The sequence below is a fragment of the Pseudoxanthomonas sp. genome (genome assembly GCF_035999195.1).
Taxonomy (GTDB): Bacteria; Pseudomonadota; Gammaproteobacteria; order Xanthomonadales; family Xanthomonadaceae; genus Pseudoxanthomonas_A.
In genome coordinates, this window is sequence record NZ_DASYGY010000001.1 from 24,169 (window position 1) to 43,750 (window position 19,582).

Here is a 19,582-nt window from a genome sequence, read left to right on the forward strand (position 1 = left end):
ATGCAGTGCCGCAATCCTTCATGCAAACGCGACGTTTCTCCGCACTGTTGACCTGGCTGCGCTGGGCCACCGTCGTCGTGCTCGTGGCGTTGCTGATCCTGGACTTCGTATGTCCGCCCCCGCTGCCGAAGACCCGCGACACCAGCACGCTGGTCGTCGCGCGCGACGGCACGCCGCTGCGCGCCTTCGCCGACCGCGATGGCGTGTGGCGCTATCCCGCCACGCCGGACACCGTATCGCCGCTCTACCTCCAGGCGCTGCTGAACTACGAAGACCGCTGGTTCTGGAAACATCCCGGCGTCAATCCGTGGGCACTGGTGCGTGCGGCCGGCCAGTTCGCGCAGCATGGGCGCGTAGTCTCGGGTGGCTCCACGTTGACCATGCAGGTCGCGCGCATGCTGGACCGCCACTCGCGCACGCCGTGGGGCAAGGCCAAGCAGATGCTGCGGGCGGTGCAACTGGAAGCGCACCTGTCCAAGCGCGAGATCCTCACGCTCTACCTGGAGCGCGCGCCGTTCGGCGGCACCATCGAAGGCGTGGACGCGGCCAGTTGGGCGTATCTCGGCAAGCCGGCGTCGCGGTTGTCGCATGCCGAGGCCGCGCTGCTCGCCGTCTTGCCGCAATCGCCCAGCCGGTTGCGCCCGGATCGCCACCCCGACGCCGCCCGTGTCGCACGCGACAAGGTGCTGCAGCGCATGGCCGATCTCGGTGTCTGGTCGAAGGCCGAGGTCGAGGATGCGCGCATCGAACCCGTGGTCGCCCGCAGCCTGCAGGCGCCGATGAGCGCGGCGCTGTTGGCCGAACGCCTGCGCCAGAAGCAGCCGCGCGCCTCGCGCATCACGTCCACGATCGACGCCGGCCTGCAGCGCACGCTGGAAGAACGCGTGCAGGGCTACTTCTCCGCACTGCCTGCGCGTACGTCCGCCGCGCTGCTGGTGGTCGACAACGCCACGATGGAAGCGCGCGCCTATGTCGGGTCGGTGGCGTTCGGCGATCGCGAGCGGCTCGGTCACGTCGACATGGTGCAGGCCTGGCGGTCGCCGGGATCGACGCTGAAGCCGTTCCTGTACGGGCTGGCGCTGGACGACGGACTGATCCATTCCGAGAGCCTGCTGGTGGACGCGCCGCAGTCGTTCGGCGGTTACCGTCCCGGCAACTTCGACGCCGCCTTCAATGGCCCGGTCAGCGCCGCCGACGCGCTGCGCCTGTCGCTCAACGTGCCGGCGGTGGACCTGCTGGATCGCGTCGGCCCGTCGCGTTTTTCCGCACGCCTGGCGAACAACGGCCTGGTGCTGCGCTACCCGCGCGGCGCGCAACCGAACCTGTCGCTGATCCTCGGCGGCACCGGCGCGCGCCTGGAGGATCTGGTGGGTGCGTACGCGGGTCTGAACCGCGGCGGATTGTCGGGCCGCGTGCGCTACACCACGCAGGATCCGGCTTCGGACCGTCGCCTGTTGTCGCCCGGTGCGGCATGGATCATCCGCGAGGTGCTGGAGGCGCACCCGCGGCCCGGCTACGGCAGCGGTGTGCTGGATACCGGCAACCGTCCGCGCGTGGCCTGGAAGACCGGCACCAGCTACGGCTTCCGCGACGCGTGGGCGCTCGGCAGCACGCGCCGTTACACGGTCGGCGTATGGGTGGGTCGTCCGGACGGCACACCGCTGCCCGGCCAGTACGGTGCGGTCACCGCGCTGCCGCTGATGTTCGAGGTGATCGACAGCCTGCCGCGTTCACCCGGTGACGCCGGTCCGGTGCCGCCGCCGGCCGGCGTGCTCGAACAGGCGATCTGTTGGCCGCTGGGCACGCTGGCCGAAGCGGAGTCGCCCGCACTGTGCCAGCGAAAGCGCGATGCCTGGATCCTGGGCGGCAACGTGCCGCCGACGTTCGCCGAACGCGATGCGCGCCTGTGGAGCGCCGGACGCGAGCGGTTCGAGGTCGATGCAGGCACCGGTCTTCGACTCTCCGGCGATTGCACCCGTCCGCACGAGGCCCGCAGTACCGAGATCGCGCGCTGGCCGGCGTTGGCGTCTCCATGGTTGCCTGCGCGCGAACGCGCGGCATCGCGCCTGCCGCCCCTCTCCCCGGACTGCCAGCCCGATGGTCGCGATGCGGCCGAGGAATTGCGCATCGACGGGCTCAACGATCTCGCCACCCTGGCCCGCGCGCCCGGTAGCGAACACGGCGTTCGCCTGCAGTTGCGCGCACTCGGCACCGACATGCGCGTTCAATGGTTGCTGGACGGTCGCTGGATCGCCGAGACGCGCGGCCCGCAGACGTTCCAGCAGGACTTCATGGAGATCGGCGAACACCAGCTCACCGCGCTCGCCGACAGCGGCGCGTGGGCGCGGGTGAGGTTCAAGGTATTGCGCTGACGATCAGCGGTAGTGGGCGAGGAATGCGCTCAGCGACGTGGCGCCCGGCACCAGCAGGTTCATCAGTGCGCCGGCCAACAGCAGGGACAACGTCGCGACGAGGAACGGCTTGACCGTGTGCCGCAGCGTGGTCGAGAGCCAGTCGGCGTCGCCAGCCGGACGTTTCAGGCGCCGGTAGAGACCGGCCGACAGGGCCGCGTCCAGCGCGAGTTCCGCCAGCAGCGCGGGGGCGATCCAGATCACCCAGCACACCGCGACCAATGCGCCGCCCAGCACCACCATCACCAGGATGACGGGCAGGGACTCGGCGGCCTCGAAAGTGTCGCCCAGCGACGGCAGTTCGACCGACGGCGGCGTCGGATCGAGTGCGGCGAAGGACGCGGGCGTTGCCGGGGCATCGAAGGACGCGCTGGCGCCACTGCCGCCGGAACCGCCGCCCATACCCTGCCAATCGCCCTTCGCGGGGGTGGGTGTCGACGACGCATCGTCGCCATCGGGCACGCCCAGATCCCATTCGCGATGGCGGCGCCAGATCCAGACCAGGCCGAGGAATGCGCCGTAGGCGATCAGGACACACACCGGATAACGCAGCCAGAGTGCTTCCATGCCGACCGCCGACAGCACCACCGAGGCGAGGAAGCCGGTAGCGGCGGTCAGCAGCACCAGCAGGCTCATCTGCAGCCGCGGCACGCTGACCCGTGCCGCGACCAGGGATCTCGACGCGTCGTGCGATCCGTCACGACGCCGCATGCGTCAGCCCAACTGTTCCAGCATGTGCTCCGCGCCGGATACCTTGTACTCGCCCGGGGCTTCCACGAACACGTGCTTCACCACGCCGTCCTCGGCGTACAGGGCGAAACGCTTGGCGCGGATGCCCATGCCGTAGGCGCTGGCGTCCATCTCCAGGCCCAGCGCCTTGGCCAGGTCGGCATTGCCGTCGGCCAGCATCTGCAGGCCGTCCGGCACGTGCTGGGTCTTGCCCCAGGCCTGCATCACGAACGGGTCGTTGACCGAGACACAGAAGACCTCGATGCCGCGGCTGCGGAAGTCGTCGAAATGCTGCACGTAGCTGGGCAGGTGCTTCTCCGAGCAGGTCGGAGTGAATGCGCCCGGTACCGCGAACAGCACCGCCTTGCGGCCGTCGAACAGGGTGGTGGTGTCCACCGTTTCCACGCCTTCGCGGATGCGCTTGAGGGTCACTTCGGGGATGCGCTCGCCAACCTGGATGCTCATGGGATTGCCTTGTGTGGATGGAAACTGAATGCAGTGTAGCGCGCACGGGTCATGCCGCCGTGACGGGCTTGAAAGGCCGGGGCGCGCGCCTATTTTCCCGGGCATCGGCGACCGGCTGCCCGGCGCCACTTCCCGAGGAGACACCGACATGAGCATCGTGCAGTACAACCCCTGGGGCAACGCCCGCGGCCTGCAGGACGAGATCAAGCAGGTCTTCGACCGCTTCCTGGGCGAAGCCGACGCCGACCAGTCCAACGTGGTGACCAGCCAGTGGGCCCCGCGCGTGGACATCCGCGAAGACGCGGACCGTTTCGTGATCCTGGCCGACATCCCCGGCGTGGATCCCAAGGACATCGAGATCCACATGGACAAGGGCATCCTGACCCTTCGCGGCGAGCGCGTCGCGGAGAAGAAGGAGGACGGCACGCGCTTCTCCCGCGTCGAGCGCGTCTACGGCACGTTCTACCGCCGTTTCTCGCTGCCGGACAGCGCCAACCCCGACGGCATCACCGCCAGCGGCCGGCACGGCGTGCTGCAGATCGACATTCCGAAGAAGCCGGAAACCACGCCGCGCCGCATCCAGGTGCAGTGACCCGCGCGTCCCCGCCGTGGCTCCACGGCGGGGCCACGGGCGTAGCGATAGAATCGGCCCGTGGCGCCCGCGTCGCGGGCCGTTCTTTTTCCGGATGTCGTGCGTCTGCGCGCATCCGCGTGATCCTGCGGAGATTCCATGCAGTTCAAGGACTATTACGCGGTGCTGGGCGTGGAGCCCTCCGCCGGCGATGCCGAGATCAAGACGGCCTACCGCCGGCTGGCCCGCAAGTACCATCCCGATGTCAGCAAGGAGGCCGGCGCCGAGGACCAGTTCAAGGCGGTCAACGAGGCCTACGAGGCGCTGCGCGACCCGCAGAGGCGCGCGGCCTACGACCAGTTGCGTGCACGCGGCTACCGGCCGGGCGAGGAGTTCCGGCCGCCGCCGGATTTTGGGCGCGGCGGCGCCGGCGCGCAGGAGTTCGACTTCGAGGAGATCTTCGGTGGTGCCGGTGGCGGAGGCGGCGGCTTCAGCGACTTCTTCGAAGGGCTGTTCGGCCGGCGCGCGCGCGCGGATCAGGGCGGGCCGCGGGGTCCGCAGCCGACGCGCGACTCGCGCGCCAAGCTCGCCGTACCGCTGCAGGCGGTGCATGACGGCGGCAGCGTGCGCGTGAACGTCAACGACAGGCAGTTGGACGTGAAGGTGCCGAAAGGCGTCAAACCCGGGCAGGTGATCCGGTTGACCGGCCAGGGCACCCAGGGTGGCAACCTGTTGCTGGAAGTCGAGTACGCACCGCATCCGCAGTTCGAGGTCGACGGCCGCAACATCATCCATGTGCTCGCGCTGACGCCGTGGCAGGCTGCGCTGGGCGCGACCGTCAGCGTGCCGACGTTGGGGGGCGAGGTCGAGCTGAAGATTCCGGCCGATTCCGACACCGGCCGCAAACTGCGGCTGCGGGGGCGCGGCCTTCCCGGCACGCCGCCGGGCGACCAGATCGTGGAACTGGAAATCAGCGCGCCGCGCGCGGAGACCGACGAGCAGCGCAAGGCCTACGCCAGGCTTGCCAAGGCCTTCGGCCAGGCGTGAGGCGCCTGCCGGCCTGAGGGGCGGATCCTGGCGAAAATTTCGCCACCGATCTTGACAGGTCCGTGGCCCAAGGCGGGCACGCGGTTATCCACAGATTGATGCACGCGTCATCCACATGCCCTGTGGAAAACCGGCGCTCCACCACCGCTTTCCGGTTTCCGGAAACCATCACGCCACCCGAAGGTGGCGTGACGGGAACGGCCCGGATGCGTCCGGCGCTTACTTGACCGGCTTGCTCGCCGCCGTGTTTTCCGGCGCGGTCAGGCCACGCTTCTCCAGCAGCGGCTCGATCTTCGGATCGTGCCCGGCGAAGTCGCGGAACAGCTTCATCGCATCCTGGCTGCCGCCCTGCGACAGCAGCGTCTTGCGGAAGTGGTCGCCGTTGGCGCGGGTCAGGCCGCCGTTGCTCTTGAACCATTCCACGCTGTTGGCATCCAGCACTTCGGACCAGATGTAGGCGTAGTAACCGGCCGAATAGCCGCCCATGATGTGGCTGAAGTAAGGCGTCTTGTAGCGCGGCGGCACCGGCGCGTAGTCGATGCCGTCGGCGGCCAGCGCGGCGGCCTCGAACTTCATCACGCCGTCGGCGTCGGGCACCTGGTCGGCGGTGATCTGGTGCCAGCGCTGGTCGAGCATCGCGGCGCCCAGGTACTCGGTCGTCGCGAAGCCCTGGTTGAACTTGGACGCGGCGATCACCTTGTCCAGCAGCGCCTGCGGCATCGCTTCGCCGGTCTTGTAGTGCTTGGCGTAGTTGGCCAGGATCGACGGCCAGTCGGCCCACATCTCGTTGACCTGCGACGGATACTCCACGAAGTCGCGCGGCACGCTGGTGCCGCTGAAGTACGGATACTTCACGTCGGAGAACATGCCGTGCAGCGCATGGCCGAACTCGTGGAACGTGGTGGTCACTTCGTCCCAGGTCATCAGCGTGGGCTCGCCGGCCGGCGGCTTCGGCACGTTCAGGTGGTTGGCGACCACCGGCTTGTCGCCGCTCAGGCCGGACTGCGAGACGTACGAGTTCATCCACGCACCGCCGCGCTTGGAGTCGCGCGCATACGGGTCGAAGATGAAGATCGCCAGCTGCGACCCGTCGGCGTTGAACACGTCGTAGGTCCAGGTGTCGGCGTGGTACTTCGGCAGGTCGGTGCGTTCCTTGAACGTCAGGCCGTACAGCTGGGTGGCGGCGAAGAACACGCCGTTCTCCAGCACGTTCTTCATCTCGAAGTACGGCTTGAGCTGCGACTCGTCGAAGTCGTACTTCGCGGCGCGGACCTTCTCCGTGTAGAACGCCCAGTCCCACGGCTCCAGCTTGAACGTGGGTTCGCCCTTGGCCTTCTGCTCCTGGTCGATCATCGCCTGCAGGTCGGCCGCTTCGCGCTTGGCGTTGGCCACGGCTGCCGGGGCCAGCTTGCCCAGCATCGCGTTGACGGCTTCCGGCGTGCGCGCGGTCTGGTCTTCCAGGCCGTAGGCGGCGTGGTTCGGGTAGCCCAGCAGCTTCGCGCGGTCGGCGCGCAGCTTCATGATGCGCGAGACCAGCGCGGTGGTGTCGAACTCGCCGCCACGGCTGCCGCGCTTGACCGATGCCTCGTGCAGGCGCTGGCGCAGGGCGCGGTTGGTCAGCTGGGACTCGGGCGGCTGGCCGGTGGTGTTGAGCAGGGTCAGCACGTACTTGCCTTCCAGGCCGCGCTTCTTGGCCGCTTCGGCGGCGGTGGCGATCTGGCCTTCGGTCAGGCCGTCGAGCTGCTTGACGTCGTCGACCACGATGGCCGAGGCGTTGACTTCCTTCAGCACGAAATCGCTGAACTGCGTGCCCAGCGAGGCGAGCTCGGCGTTCATCGCCTTCAGCCTGGCCTTGTCCGCGTCGTTGAGGTTGGCGCCGGAGCGGACGAAGCTGGTGTGGTAGCGCTCGATCAGGCGCACGCCCTGCGCGTCCAGGCCCAGCGCGTTGCGCTGGTCGTAGAGCGCCTTGATGCGGGCGAACATCTTGGGATTCAGGCTGATCGCATCGCCGTGCGCGGCGAACTTGGCGGAGTAGTCTGCACGCAGCTTGTTGCGCGCGTCGTTGGTGTCGGTGCCCACCAGGTTGAAGAACACCGTGGTGGCGCGGTCCAGCACCTGGCCAGACTTCTCCAGCGCGATGATGGTGTTGTCGAAGGTCGGCGCGGCCGGATTGTTGGCGATCGCGTCGATTTCCTTCAGCTGCTCGGCCATGCCGGCATCGAAGGCGGGGGCGAAATCGCTGTCCTTGATCTTGTCGAACTGCGGATAGTGCAGCGGCAGCGGGCTCTCGGCGAAGAAGGGGTTGGCCGCCTGGGCGGTCTGGGTGGCCGGCGTGGCGGCCTGGCTGTAGGCGGGCATGGCGAGTCCGAGGGTCGCGGCAAGCGCGATGGCGAGGCGGGTGGTCATGGAGCGCTACGTCCTTACAAAGGTGGATTCCCAAGGGTAACCCAAGGGGGAAAGGCCGGACCCATGACGAAAGGCATGGGCGGCCGCCCGTCGCAGTGGAATGGCCTATGCGGCCCTGCCGGAGAAACTAGTGAAGCCGGTGGTCGCCTTCGGTCCTGCGCTGCGGCAGTTCGGCGCGCTGGCACGGGTCATCAAGGGCGGCAGCGCGCACCCGCCGGCATCGATCCACGGCGCGCTGGGGATTGGATGTGAGGGCGACGTCAGTCGCGATGAGAGATCAGGACGCCTTTATCGCGACTGACGTCGCTCCCACGGGCGCCTGAGTCGCGCAGTCGCTTGCCCCATCCGCGCCGGAGGTGTCTGATAGCGCCTTTCCCGGAGCCCGCCATGACCACCGCCTACGATTTCTCCGCCCAGGACCTCGATGGTCGCGAGCGTTCGTTGTCCGAGTACCAGGGCAAGGTCCTGCTGATCGTCAACGTCGCGTCCAAGTGCGGGTTCACGCCGCAGTACACCGGGCTGGAGGCGCTGTGGCGCGAGTATGGTCCGCAGGGATTGGTGGTGCTGGGCTTCCCGTGCGACCAGTTCGGCCACCAGGAGCCGGGCGACGAGGCGGAGATCCGCAATTTTTGTTCGCTCAATTACGACGTGACCTTCCCGATGTTCGCCAAGGTCGACGTCAACGGCAGCGATGCGCATCCGCTGTGGGCGTGGCTGAAGCAGGAGAAAAGCGGGCTGCTCGGCATCGGCGCGATCAAATGGAATTTCAGCAAGTTCCTCGTCGGCCGCGACGGCAAGGTGATCAAGCGCTACGCACCCACCGACACGCCCGAGTCGCTGGCGGGCGACATCCGCGCCGCGCTGGGCTGAGCACGCCATGAGCGGGGCCGATGCACGCGCGTTCCACATCGAGTTCGGCAGCACCGACTACGGGCTGCGCGCGTGGGTGACCGGCACCAACGGTACGCTGGAAACGACGCTCGCTTATTGGCGCGCCATCGCCGACGCGGTGCGGCAGCACGCACCGCGCGCCCTGCTGGTGGTGGACGACATGGACGGCCTGCCACCGCCGCCGGAGCAGTTGCTGCAGTTCGTGCAGGCCATGCGGGGGCAGGGCATGGAGGCCGTGCGCATCGCCTACGTCGAGCGCGACGCCGACCAGATTCCGCAAGTGGAGTGGGCCGGCCTGCTGGCGAACGAGCATGGCTTCGATGCGCGGGTGTTCGCGACCGAGGCCGACGCGGTGCGCTGGCTGCGCTACGGCGAGCGCGGCGGCTGAGCGGACTGGCGCTTCTGCAGCGCCTCTTCCGGCAGCAGCGCCATCAGCTCGCGGGCGAAGGATTCCAGTACTTCCTCGGAATACCCGCGGTGCGTCCGCACGATGCGGCCGTCCTGGCCGATGATGAACATGTTGGGCAGCGCGGTGACGCCGTAGCGGTCGGTGACCACACCCCGCACGTCGTGGACGAAGGTCAGGTCCAGGTCCTTGTTGGCCCGCAGCACGCTCAGGTAATCGCTGCGCGGCTCCTTCATGTTGATGGCGATGACTTCCAGATAGTCGCGTCCGACCAGCTTCTGCACATGGCCGAGCATCGGCAGCTCGCGCCGGCAGGGTCCGCACCATGAAGCCCAGAACGTCACCACGACCACCTTGCCCTTGAGGGCATCGAGGTCGACCGGATCGCCCTTGCGGTCCTTCATGGCGATGGGCGGAGGCACGTCGCCGATGCCGGGTTGCTCGACGGCGTCGCCCGCATACGCGCATGGGCTCAGGGCCAGCAGTGCGGCCAGCAGCAGATTCCGGATCACGGCGTGTCCTCCCCAGGACGTCGTGGGCGCAGCCTAGCACCCGTCGCGGCCCTGGGGCGAGCGCGCATTACTTCTCGACGAAGGCGCGCTCGAACACGTACTGGCCGGCCGTGCCGATGCGCGGGGCGGCGGTGAAGCCGCGGCCGTCGAGCAGGGCGCGGAAGTCGGCCAGCATTTGCGGGCTGCCGCAGATCATCGCGCGGTCGTGCGCCGCATCCAGCGGTTCGATGCCCAGGCTGTCCATCATGACGCCGCTGGCCATCAGGTCGGTCAGGCGGCCCTGGTGGACGAAGTCCTCGCGGGTGACGGCCGGGTAGTACAGCAGCTTCTCGCGGATGGTCTCGCCGAGGAACTCGTGCTGCGGCAGTTCCTTCTCGAAGTAGTCGCGGTAGGCCAGGTCTTCGGCATGGCGCACGCCGTGGGTCAGGACGACCTTGTCGAAGCGCTCGTACGTGTCCGGGTCCTTGATGATCGACAGCCACGGCGCCAGGCCGGTGCCGGTGCCCAGCAGGTACAGGTTGCGGCCGGGATGCAGGTCGCTGATCAGCAGCGTGCCGGTGGGCTTGCGCCCGATCAGCACGGTATCGCCGGGCTTGATGTGCTGCAGGCGCGAGGTCAGCGGCCCGTTCTGAACCTTGATGCTGAAGAACTCGAGCTGCTCTTCCCAGTTGGCGCTGGCGATCGAATAGGCGCGCAGCAGCGGCTTGCCGTCGACCTCCAGCCCGATCATCACGAACTGGCCGTTCTCGAAGCGGAAACCGTCGTCGCGGGTGGTGGTGAAGCTGAAATAGGCGTCCGTCCAGTGACGGACGTCGAGCACCGTCTCGGTGCCGAACGCAGAGGACATGGGGGAGTGTGGGCGATTGAATCGACGCGCCATTGTAGCCGACGGGCCGGGCGCGGCCTTGATCGTGCTCAATCGGCAGTGGCCGGATCGGGGACCTGTTCGCCCCGCTGGTGGAAGCACAGTTGCTCGACCATGCGCCGCATGGGGGGTGCCGTCAGCAGGAGATCGATCGGAAGGTCCCACTGAGCGTGGTCGAACGCCCAGCGCAGCAGGCGCTTGAAGGCGAAGCCCGGCACCGGTGGCGTGGGTGGCACGCTCGACGTCGCGCGGCCGGACAGATGGGCGGCCAGCATGCGGCCGACGGCGGCCCCATGGCGCAGGCCCGAATGGATGCCGCCCGCCGTCAGTGGAGAGACCATGCCAGCGGCGTCACCGACCAGGGTCACGCCATCGGCCCGCATCGGCGCCACGGGACCGCCGCACGGGATCAGGCCGGCGCGGATGCTGTCCGGCCGCCGCGCGGCATCCAGTCCCGTCATGGGAGCGACATGCGCGAGGAAGCCCGCCATGTCCGGCGCCGGCGTGCCGCCGGCCCGGTAGCGTCGCGCCAGGCCGGCCTGCACGCCGGTCGGGGTCTGCGCCACCCAGCCCAGGTAGCCGGGCGCGAAGCGCTTGCTGAGGAAGCAGTGCAGGGCGTCGGGTTCGCGCAGCGTCATGCCGTCGAACTCGTATTCCACGCCGTACAGGAATTGCGTGACCTGGCCCAGGCCGAGACGGCGTGCGACCCGCGATCGCGCACCGTCCGCTCCGACCAGCACGCGCGTAGGGCCCACGCCGTCGACCTGCCATCCGGTCGGCGTGCGCGTGGCGTCGCGGAAGGCCAGACCGCGCCGGACTTCGACGCCGCACGCTTCCGCCTGTTCGCCGAGCCAGCGCATCAGCGCGGGCGTGTCGGTGGTGTGGAAGCGGTAGCCGTGCGCACCCAGCCGCACGCTGCGCAGGTTCGGCGCATAGACGCGGACGTGGGGCACGGCGCGCAGCAATGAGGGCGGCAGCCCCGCCAGCAGCGGCGCATCGCAGGCTTCCTGCACCAGGATGCCGGTGGTGTGGATGCGCTCGCCGAGGTCCTGCTTGCGGTCGATCACGCAGACCCGCGGGCCACGGACGGCGAGTTCGCGCGCGCAGGCGAGGCCGGCGAAACCGGCGCCCACGACGATGACGTCATAACGGGGATCCTGCATCGTGGCGCACGCGCTCCGTCTTCAAGAGACGGGCAGCCTGCAGCCGCCACGGGGAGCGGCGATGAAGTCGGGATGAAGTCGTCGGGCGCGACCTCCGGAAACGAAGAAGGCGCCCATGGGCGCCTTCTTCGTGTTGCCTCAACCGTTGCCGCCGCCACGGGGGCCGCGTTGACCACCGCCGCCGGGACGACCGCCGGGACCGCGGCCGCCGGCCGGCCGGCCACCCGGACGCGGGCCCGCGTGCTGCGGACGGTTGCCGCCACCGCCGGGGCGTCCCTGCGGACGCGGACCGCGCGGTGGCTGGCCGTAGGGATTGAAGCCGGGGTTGGCATGGTCGGACGGGAAGCTGGGTGCGCTGGCGGGATGCCCGTACGGACGCGCCGCGCGCTGCGGCTTGCCGGCGCCCTGTGCGCCACGCGGCCCGCGCTCGGCACCGAAGCCGCCGGGACCCCGCTCGTTGCCGAAGCGGTCGCCGCCGAACCCGCCCGGACCGCCGCCCGGGCCACGCTTGCCCGCGCCGCCACCGGGCCTGCCGCCGGCGCCCGGACGCCCGCCCGGCTTGCCGCCGTAGGGCTTCTTCGGGCCGCCGGGACCGGCGTTGCGGTGGCCGGCCGGGCCGGTGTCCACGCCGTCCGGCACGTACCAGCTGCGGAACGCGGCCGGATTGCCTTCCGGCAACGGCTTCGGACCCTTCGGCGTGCGCTGCTTGAACGGGCGCTGCGACTGCTTCGCGGCCTGCTCGCCGCTGACGGTCAGGCCGCCGTGCGGCTTCTTGCCGCGGCCGCCACGGCCACGGTCTTCGCGCACGTGGTCGAAGCGGCGCAGCTCGCGGCCTTCGTCGGCCGCGTGGTGGCCGTTGACATAGGCGTTGCCGCTGCGGCCGCCGCCCACGTGGAGCGTGGACTTGGCGGCCTTGCGCTGGCCGATCACCGGCTGCAGCGTCAGCGCGGCGGGCGTGCCGACCTCCAGGCCCAGGTCCTTGCGCAGCGCTTCGACCTGTGCGTCCGGCAGTTCCTGCGTCTGGCCACGCAGCAGCGGCTGCGGCAGGCTGATCTTGCCGTAGCGCACGCGCTTGAGGCGGCTGACCTGGCAACCCTGCGATTCCCACAGGCGGCGCACTTCGCGGTTGCGGCCTTCCTTGACCACGACGCGGAACCAGTCGTGCGAATCGGTGCCGCCGATGCGTTCGATCTCGTCGAACTTGGCCGGGCCGTCGTCCAGCGCCACGCCGCGGCGCAGGCGGTCGACGACGTTGTCCGGCACGCTTTCCTGGCCTTCCGGCGCACGCACGCGCACGACGTACTCGCGCTCGACTTCGTACGAGGGATGCATCATCGCGTTGGCGAGTTCGCCGTCGGTGGTCAGCACCAGCAGGCCGGTGGTGTTGATGTCCAGGCGGCCGATGGCGATCCAGCGTGCGCCCTTCAGCGCCGGCAGCGCCTCGAAGATCGTCGGACGGCCTTCGGGATCTTCACGGGTGGTGACTTCGCCTTCCGGCTTGTTGTAGATCAGCACGCGCGAGGGCTCGGTCAGTGCGCTGGCGACGAAGGTCTTGCCGTCCAGCTCGACGCGGTCGCCGCCCTTGACCGACATGCCGGTCTGCGCGACTTCGCCGTTGACCTTGACCAGGCCGTCGGCGATGCGTTGTTCCAGCGCGCGGCGCGAGCCCAGGCCGGCCTGCGCCAGCACCTTGTGCAGGCGCTCTTCCAGGCGGTTCGTCTCCGGTGCGTCGGCGCTTTCGCCGCGCTTCAGCGACAGCTTGCCCAGGGAGGTCTTCTTCGGGGGGGTGTTGCTCATTGTTTCTGCTCCGACGGTGCCCGGTCTTCCTGGTCGGAAGCAGCGGCGTCGTCATCTTTGGGTTGAGGTTCATCGTGGTCGCCGGCGTCGTTGCCGGCGTCATCGGATGCGGTGTCTTCGTCGGCATCGTCCGATGCCGTGGTGTCGTGCTGTTCGTCGTCCGTGTCGCCGTCGTCGTCCGCGACGGGCGTGCTTTCGTCAGGCGTGCTTCTGTCGGACGCGTTCCCTTCCTGAGCCGCATCGGCGGCGTCGCCGCTGGCGATGCTGACCGGCAGCGGGGCGCCGTCCAGCGGCAGCTGCGGTTCCAGTTCGCCGATGTCCTTCAGTTCGGACAGCGGCGGCAGTTCGTCCAGGCGCTTCAGGCCGAAGTAGTCGAGGAAGGCCTTGGTCGTGCCGAACAGCGCCGGCTTGCCCGGCACATCGCGATGGCCGACCACGCGGATCCACTCGCGCTCTTCCAGCGCCTGGATGATGTTGCTGCTGACCGCCACGCCGCGGACCTGTTCGATCTCGCCGCGGGTGATCGGCTGGCGGTAGGCGATCAGCGCCAGCGTTTCCAGCGTGGCGCGCGTGTACTTGGTCTTGCGCTCGGTCCACAGGCGCGCGACCCAGGCGTGCACGTCCGCCTTGACCTGGTAGCGGTAGCCGGACGCCACTTCGACCAGTTCCACGCCACGGTCGGCGCAGGCGTCGGCCAGGTGCTGCAGGGCGGCCTCGACGCTGCCTTCCGGCGCCGGCTCGTCCTCGGGGAACAGGCCATGCAGCTGCGCCAGCGTCAGCGGCTGGGTGGCGGCCAGCAGGGCGGCCTCCACGATGCGGTTGATGAGCGATTGATCCATGCGGTCCTGTCGTTCGGAAAGGCGGCGGGCGTTCGGCCCGGCCGCGTCACGGGCTGTCGTTGGCGGCGTCGCTGTCGTCGAACTCGCTGGAGAACTGCAGCGGTTCGTTGGTGTTGTTCAGCGCCAGCGACTTGATGTAGATCGGGGCGAGCGGGGCTTCCTGCACGATGTCCAGCAACTGCTCCTTGGCCAGTTCCAGCATGGCCAGGAAGGTCACCAGCACGCCGAGCTTGCCTTCCTCGGGGGTGAACATGCTCTCGAAGCGGTGGAACCTGCCGTCCTCCAGCCGGGTGAGCACGTCGCCCATCCGCTGGCGAACGCTGAGCGCCTCGCGCTTGATCGCGTGGCCGGTGAACAGCTCGGCGCGCTTGAGCACGTCGTGCAGCGCCAGCAGCATCTCCTTCAGCTCCACCGGCGGCGGCAGCTTCACCGCGGCGCGGTCCGGCACGTCGGCGTGCGCCGGCGTGGTGTCGCGGTCCAGCCGGGGCAGGGCGTCCAGATCCTCGGCGGCCTGCTTGAAGCGTTCGTACTCCTGCAGGCGGCGTACCAGCTCGGCGCGCGGGTCGCCTTCCTCGCCTTCCTCCGTGACCGGGCGCGGCAGCAGCATGCGCGACTTGATCTCGGCCAGGATGGCGGCCATCAGCAGGTACTCGGCGGCCAGTTCGAACCGCAGCTCCTGCATCACGTTGATGTAGTCCACGTACTGCCGGGTGATCTCGGCGACGGGGATGTCCAGGATGTCCAGGTTCTGCCGGCGGATCAGGTACAGCAGCAGGTCCAGCGGACCCTCGAAGGCGTCGAGGATGACTTCCAGCGCGTCCGGCGGGATGTAGAGGTCCTGCGGGATCTGCAGCACCGGCTGGCCATGCACCACCGCCAGCGGCATTTCCTGCTGCTGCGGGTGGTTGGTCGGGGTTTGTGGGTTCGCGTCGGACGCGAGTTCTGGGCTCATCAAGAAACAGCCATCGTGCGGGTCACCCTGCGGACCTGCACGTGGCAGGACGGCGCGGCACCGGCAATGCACCAACCATCATCATCATGCGTCGCAGGGCGAACGCTTCCCTTACAGCAACCAGCAAAGCACACCGCAGGACTGCGGTGGCGGACAGCGAGAGGTCGTCGGGCGCGGGCGGGTGGGGGCAGCGAATCGAACGTCCCGGTGGACCCTCGATGGGGCAGGTAGGTCGGCGTGGCCGGATCTTCCCCTGGACGGGCCGCTGCTTCCGGCCGTGCAATGAGGCACAGGGTAAGCCCTGACTTCGACCGTGTCCAGCGCCGGCAAGGGGCCGCGCCCGTACAATTCAGGCTTCGACTTTGGAGTGAACACCATGTGGTATGCCATTGAAGGCCATGACGGCCCCGACGTGCTGGCCCGCCGTCTCGCCGCGCGCGCGGAGCATCTGGCGCGGCTGACCGCGCTGCGCGACGAAGGCCGGCTGCTGCTGGCCGGTCCGTGTCCGGCGATCGATGCCGAAGACCCGGGCCCGGCCGGATTCAGCGGCAGCATCGTGATCGCCGAATTCGATTCGCTGGACGATGCCCGCGCCTGGGCCGATGCCGATCCCTACATGTCGGCCAGGGTCTACACCCGCGTCGACGTGCGGCCCTTCCGCAAGGTCCTGCCGTGAGCCGGGTCGAACGCATCCGCGACGCGTTGCAGGCTGCCCTGCAGCCGGTGTTGTTGGAGGTACTCGACGACAGCCACAAGCATGCCGGCCACGAGGGCGCCCGCGACGGGCGCGGACATTTCACCGTCCGCATCACCAGCGACGCGTTCGCCGGCAAGGCCCCGCTGGCCCGTCACCGGGCCGTGTATGCCGCGCTGGGCGAGATGATGCAGACCGACATCCACGCCCTGGCCATCGAGGCCCGCACACCGGACGAAGCCGGCTGACGTCATTGTCTTTGGCAGCGCGACATGCGCCGGTCGATGAAAACGTTTACATTCGCCCCCTTCCATCACGCCGGGAGGGCGCCATGTCCACCAACCACCTTTCGTCGCGGCCGCTGCTGGCCGGCCTGATCGCCACCCTGCTGGCCGCGCCAGCCGCGGCCGCACCACCGGTGTATGCCACGCCGCAGGAGAAAGCCTTCGTCGACGCCCTGATGGCGAAGATGACGGTCGAGGAGAAGCTGGGCCAGCTGAACCAGCCGGCCGGCGTGGGCAACAACACCGGGCCGGCGGCCATGACGGGCAACGAGGACCAGATCCGCAAGGGCGAGATCGGCACTTACCTGGGGACCCAGGGCGCGGTGCTGACCTGCCGCCTGCAGAGGATCGCGGTGGAGGAGTCCCGGCTCGGCATCCCGCTGATGTTCGGCTTCGACGTGATCCACGGCCACCGCACGGTGTTCCCGGTGCCGCTGGGCGAGTCGTCGAGCTTCGATCCGGTGGAAGTGCAGCACGCCGCGCGCGTCGCCGCCGTCGAGGCGGCGGCGCACGGCATCCATTGGACCTACGCGCCAATGGTGGACATCTCCCGCGACCCGCGCTGGGGCCGCATCGTCGAGGGCGCCGGCGAGGACCCGTATCTCGGGTCGGTGCTGGCCGCCGCGCGCGTGCGTGGGTTCCAGGGCGACGACCTGCGTTCGCCGGACACCGTGCTGGCCACCGCCAAGCACTTCGTGGCGTACGGTGCGGCCGAGGGGGGGCGCGACTACAACGTCGCCGACATCTCCGAGCGCGCGCTGCACGAGGTGTACCTGCCGCCGTTCAAGGCGGCGGTCGACGCCGGTGCGCAGTCGATCATGGCCGCCTTCAACGAAGTGGCCGGTGTGCCGATGCACGCGCACCGGCCGCTGATCGAGGACGTGCTGCGCAAGCAGTGGGGCTGGGACGGCCTGTTGGTCAGCGACTACACCGGCGTGATGGAGCTGATGCCGCACGGCGTGGCCGCCAATCGCGAGGAGGCGGGCATCCTGGGCCTGCGTGCCGGCGTGGACGTGGACATGGTCAGCCAGATCTACGTGAAGGACCTGCCGGCGGCGGTGAAGGCCGGAAAGATCCCGATGGCGGAGCTCGACGCGTCCGTCCGTCGCGTACTGAACGCCAAATACCGCCTGGGCCTGTTCGATGATCCCTATCGCTACTGCACCGACGACGGCGCACGCGAGCGTGCGCTGACCCTCACGCCGGAACACCGCGCGGCCGCACGCCGCATGGCACAGAAGTCGCTGGTGCTGCTGGAGAACGACCGCAACGTGCTGCCGCTGTCCAAGTCCGTGCGTACGCTGGCGGTGATCGGCCCGCTGGCCGACCATCGCCGCGCCATGCTCGGCAACTGGGCGGTGGCCGGGCGCGAGGAGGACGCGGTGACCCCGGTGGTGGGCCTGAAGGCCGCGTTGGGCACGGGCACGCGGCTGATCGTCGCCAAGGGTGCCGAGATCGAAGGCCAGGACACCTCGGGCTTCGCCGAGGCGATCGCCGCGGCCAAGCAGGCCGATGCGGTGGTGATGTTCCTCGGTGAGCATCCCGACATGAGCGCCGAGGCGCACAACCGCACCACGCTGGACCTGCCCGGCGTGCAGGAACAGCTGGCCTTGCAGGTCGCGGCGACCGGCAAGCCGGTGGTCGTGGTGCTGCTGAACGGCCGACCGCTGTCGATCGGCGCGCTGAAAGGCAAGGTGCCGGCGATCCTGGAGGCGTGGTTCCCGGGCGTGGAGGGCGGACATGCCATCACCGACGTGCTGTTCGGCGACGTCAATCCGTCGGCCAAGCTGCCGGTGACGTTCCCGCACAATGTGGGGCAGATCCCGCTCTACTACGCGCATCGCAACACCGGCCGTCCGCCGAGCGACACCGACAAATACACCAGCAAGTACCTGGATGCGCCGTCCACGCCGCTGTACGCCTTCGGCCACGGACTGAGCTATACGACCTTCCGGTATGACACGCCGGTGGTGGCGAAGAAGACGCTGGCCCCGGATGCGCTGCAGCAGCAGGTCAGCGTGCGTGTCACCAATACCGGCACTCGCGCGGGCGAGGAAGTGGTGCAACTCTACCTGCGCGACGACGTGGCCAGCGTCACCCGACCGGTGAAGCAGCTGCGCGGCTTCCAGCGCGTCGCGTTGCAACCGGGCGAGTCGAAGACCGTCACCTTCGACCTCGGCTTCGAGGATCTGGCGATGTACGACGCCCGCATGCAGCAGGTGGTGGAGCCGGGCACGTTCACGGTGTTCGTGGGCGGAAGCTCGGACCGCACGCAGCAGGCCGCGTTCTCGGTGGCAGCACGCTGATGGGCGACGGCGACGGCGACGGCGACGCGGCATCGGCGATGCTGCGTCGCAATATCTTTTGTGAGCCGAGTGCTCACGCAAGCGACTGAATTCACGACATATTCCGGACCAACTAACGCGGGCTTTACACGTTTCCGTGAAAACGGTTACAGTCCGCGCCACTCAAGGCTGTCATCACCGCGGAGGGGCGGGGAATGGCGAGAACCTCGGTCACCATCAAGGATGTCGCACGCGAGGCGCGGGTTTCCGTCGCCACCGTGTCGCGTGCCTTGAACGGACACGAGAACGTCGCCGAATCCGTCCGCCAGCAGGTCCTGGCCACCGCCGACCGCCTGCGCTACCAGCCGCATGCCGCCGCGCGCAGTCTCAGCAGCCGTCGCACGCAGACCGTCGGCGTCGTGTTGCCCGACCTGTATGGCGAGTTCTTCTCCGAACTGATCCGCGGCATCGACCAGGTCGCCCGCGCGCGCCGCCAGCACCTGCTGGTGTCCAGCTACCACGGCCATCCCGAAGAGCAGAGCGAAGCGCTGCGCGCGATGCGTGGCCGCGTCGACGGGCTGCTGGTGCTGTCGCCGTATACCGACCGCCCGGGCTTCCTGGTCGACAACCTGCCGTCGTCGCTGCCGGTGGTGCTGATCAATACCGATGTGCAGGACTCGCCTTACCCCGCCTTGACCATCGACAACTACAGCGCAGCCGTGGCGATGGTCGAGCACCTCGCCCAGGCCGGCCACCGCCGCATCGCATTCATCGGTGGTCCGGAGGGCAACTTCGATGCGCGCGAGCGCTTGCGCGGCTATCGCGATGCGATGGCGCGTCTGTCGTCAGGCGCGCCGCTGCAGGAATTTTCCGGCGATTTCAGCGAGTCCGCAGGCTACGACGCGGGCAGGCACATCGCGCATGCGACGCACCGGCCGCAGGCGGTGTTCGCTGCCAATGACATGACCGCGCTGGGCTGTCTGTACGCCTTCAACGAGGCCGGCGTGCGCGTGCCGCAGGACGTGGCGCTGGCGGGTTTCGACGACATTCCGCTGGCGCGCTTCGTTCACCCGACCTTGACCACGATGCGCGTCAGTATTGCCGAGCTTGGGGGGCAGGCGATGAGCCGTCTGCTGGACACGATCGAATCCGATGGTGCGCGCGTGGCGCCTTCGGCCATGTTGACGCCGGAGTTGATCGTCAGGGCGTCAAGCGTGGGAGAAGGCCGCCACGCAGCGACATAGGGAACGCGGGGCCGCTTTTTT

Annotated in this window: 19 protein-coding genes; 10 read left to right on the forward strand and 9 right to left on the reverse strand. The window is 68.9% G+C overall.

All coding sequences use genetic code 11. The annotated features are described in order from the left end of the window. Positions 1–20: 20 nt before the first annotated feature. Positions 21–2,372: a penicillin-binding protein 1C gene (gene pbpC / locus VGN58_RS00110; protein ID WP_327480416.1), complete on the forward strand. Its 2,352-nt coding sequence runs from the start codon at positions 21–23 to the stop codon at positions 2,370–2,372. 3 nt (positions 2,373–2,375) lie between these two features. On the opposite strand, the gene VGN58_RS00115 is transcribed toward pbpC, so the two are convergent. Together VGN58_RS00115 and VGN58_RS00120 are read right to left on the reverse strand one after the other, a co-directional pair. Beyond that, positions 2,376–3,122: a hypothetical protein gene (locus VGN58_RS00115; RefSeq protein WP_327480418.1), complete on the reverse strand. Its 747-nt coding sequence runs from the start codon at positions 3,120–3,122 to the stop codon at positions 2,376–2,378. A 3-nt stretch (positions 3,123–3,125) separates the two neighbouring features. Next, positions 3,126–3,605: a peroxiredoxin gene (locus VGN58_RS00120; RefSeq protein ID WP_327480420.1), complete on the reverse strand. Its 480-nt coding sequence runs from the start codon at positions 3,603–3,605 to the stop codon at positions 3,126–3,128. Positions 3,606–3,753: 148 nt separating this feature from the next. Between VGN58_RS00120 and VGN58_RS00125 the strand changes: the two genes are divergently transcribed. Beyond that, the gene (locus tag VGN58_RS00125) at positions 3,754–4,197 is read left to right on the forward strand and encodes an Hsp20/alpha crystallin family protein (protein WP_327480422.1); all 444 of its coding nucleotides are present in this window, start codon (positions 3,754–3,756) and stop codon (positions 4,195–4,197) included. A 138-nt stretch (positions 4,198–4,335) separates the two neighbouring features. Next, positions 4,336–5,223 (forward strand): DnaJ C-terminal domain-containing protein, encoded by an 888-nt coding sequence (locus VGN58_RS00130; RefSeq protein WP_327480424.1) that lies wholly within the window; start codon positions 4,336–4,338, stop codon positions 5,221–5,223. A gap of 219 nt (positions 5,224–5,442) precedes the next feature. On the opposite strand, the gene VGN58_RS00135 is transcribed toward VGN58_RS00130, so the two are convergent. Then, complete coding sequence (locus VGN58_RS00135; RefSeq protein ID WP_327480426.1) at positions 5,443–7,629, reverse strand: M3 family metallopeptidase; 2,187 nt, start codon at positions 7,627–7,629, stop codon at positions 5,443–5,445. A gap of 100 nt (positions 7,630–7,729) precedes the next feature. Here VGN58_RS00135 and VGN58_RS00140 point away from each other — a divergent pair, with 100 nt between their 5' ends. From VGN58_RS00140 to VGN58_RS00150, 3 genes are all read left to right on the forward strand, one after another. Beyond that, the gene (locus VGN58_RS00140; RefSeq protein WP_327480428.1) at positions 7,730–7,930 is read left to right on the forward strand and encodes a hypothetical protein; all 201 of its coding nucleotides are present in this window, start codon (positions 7,730–7,732) and stop codon (positions 7,928–7,930) included. 86 nt (positions 7,931–8,016) lie between these two features. After that, positions 8,017–8,499, forward strand: coding sequence for a glutathione peroxidase (locus tag VGN58_RS00145; protein ID WP_327480430.1), 483 nt, complete (start codon positions 8,017–8,019; stop codon positions 8,497–8,499). A gap of 7 nt (positions 8,500–8,506) precedes the next feature. After that, a complete protein-coding gene (locus VGN58_RS00150; RefSeq protein WP_327480432.1) occupies positions 8,507–8,908 on the forward strand; it encodes a hypothetical protein in 402 nt (133 codons plus the stop codon). Here the strand turns inward: VGN58_RS00150 and VGN58_RS00155 are convergent. The 6 genes from VGN58_RS00155 to VGN58_RS00180 all read right to left on the reverse strand — a co-directional run bounded on the left by VGN58_RS00155 (position 8,887) and on the right by VGN58_RS00180 (position 15,054). Continuing rightward, the gene (locus VGN58_RS00155; protein WP_327480434.1) at positions 8,887–9,438 is read right to left on the reverse strand and encodes a TlpA disulfide reductase family protein; all 552 of its coding nucleotides are present in this window, start codon (positions 9,436–9,438) and stop codon (positions 8,887–8,889) included. The two genes, VGN58_RS00150 and VGN58_RS00155, sit on opposite strands and share 22 nt — an antisense overlap. Before the next feature lie 67 nt (positions 9,439–9,505). Further along, positions 9,506–10,285, reverse strand: coding sequence for a ferredoxin--NADP reductase (locus tag VGN58_RS00160; RefSeq protein ID WP_327480436.1), 780 nt, complete (start codon positions 10,283–10,285; stop codon positions 9,506–9,508). 68 nt (positions 10,286–10,353) lie between these two features. Continuing rightward, positions 10,354–11,466 (reverse strand): NAD(P)/FAD-dependent oxidoreductase, encoded by a 1,113-nt coding sequence (locus VGN58_RS00165; RefSeq protein WP_327480438.1) that lies wholly within the window; start codon positions 11,464–11,466, stop codon positions 10,354–10,356. A 138-nt stretch (positions 11,467–11,604) separates the two neighbouring features. Beyond that, a complete protein-coding gene (locus VGN58_RS00170; RefSeq protein ID WP_327480440.1) occupies positions 11,605–13,263 on the reverse strand; it encodes a pseudouridine synthase in 1,659 nt (552 codons plus the stop codon). Next, on the reverse strand, positions 13,260–14,102 hold the full coding sequence (gene scpB / locus VGN58_RS00175; protein WP_414710714.1) for an SMC-Scp complex subunit ScpB: 843 nt from the start codon (positions 14,100–14,102) through the stop codon (positions 13,260–13,262). Before scpB ends, VGN58_RS00170 begins: the two co-directional genes overlap by 4 nt. A gap of 46 nt (positions 14,103–14,148) precedes the next feature. Further along, positions 14,149–15,054 (reverse strand): ScpA family protein, encoded by a 906-nt coding sequence (locus VGN58_RS00180; RefSeq protein ID WP_327480442.1) that lies wholly within the window; start codon positions 15,052–15,054, stop codon positions 14,149–14,151. A gap of 376 nt (positions 15,055–15,430) precedes the next feature. Between VGN58_RS00180 and VGN58_RS00185 the strand changes: the two genes are divergently transcribed. The 4 genes from VGN58_RS00185 to VGN58_RS00200 all read left to right on the forward strand — a co-directional run bounded on the left by VGN58_RS00185 (position 15,431) and on the right by VGN58_RS00200 (position 19,561). Further along, the gene (locus VGN58_RS00185; RefSeq protein WP_327480444.1) at positions 15,431–15,730 is read left to right on the forward strand and encodes a YciI family protein; all 300 of its coding nucleotides are present in this window, start codon (positions 15,431–15,433) and stop codon (positions 15,728–15,730) included. Next, positions 15,727–15,996, forward strand: a complete 270-nt coding sequence (locus VGN58_RS00190; protein ID WP_327480446.1) for a BolA family protein — start codon at positions 15,727–15,729, stop codon at positions 15,994–15,996. The genes VGN58_RS00185 and VGN58_RS00190 overlap by 4 nt, the downstream gene beginning before the upstream one ends. Positions 15,997–16,079: 83 nt before the next feature. Continuing rightward, a complete protein-coding gene (gene bglX, locus VGN58_RS00195; protein WP_327480448.1) occupies positions 16,080–18,338 on the forward strand; it encodes a beta-glucosidase BglX in 2,259 nt (752 codons plus the stop codon). 194 nt (positions 18,339–18,532) lie between these two features. Continuing rightward, the gene (locus VGN58_RS00200) at positions 18,533–19,561 is read left to right on the forward strand and encodes a LacI family DNA-binding transcriptional regulator (RefSeq protein WP_327480450.1); all 1,029 of its coding nucleotides are present in this window, start codon (positions 18,533–18,535) and stop codon (positions 19,559–19,561) included. Positions 19,562–19,582: the final 21 nt, after the last annotated feature.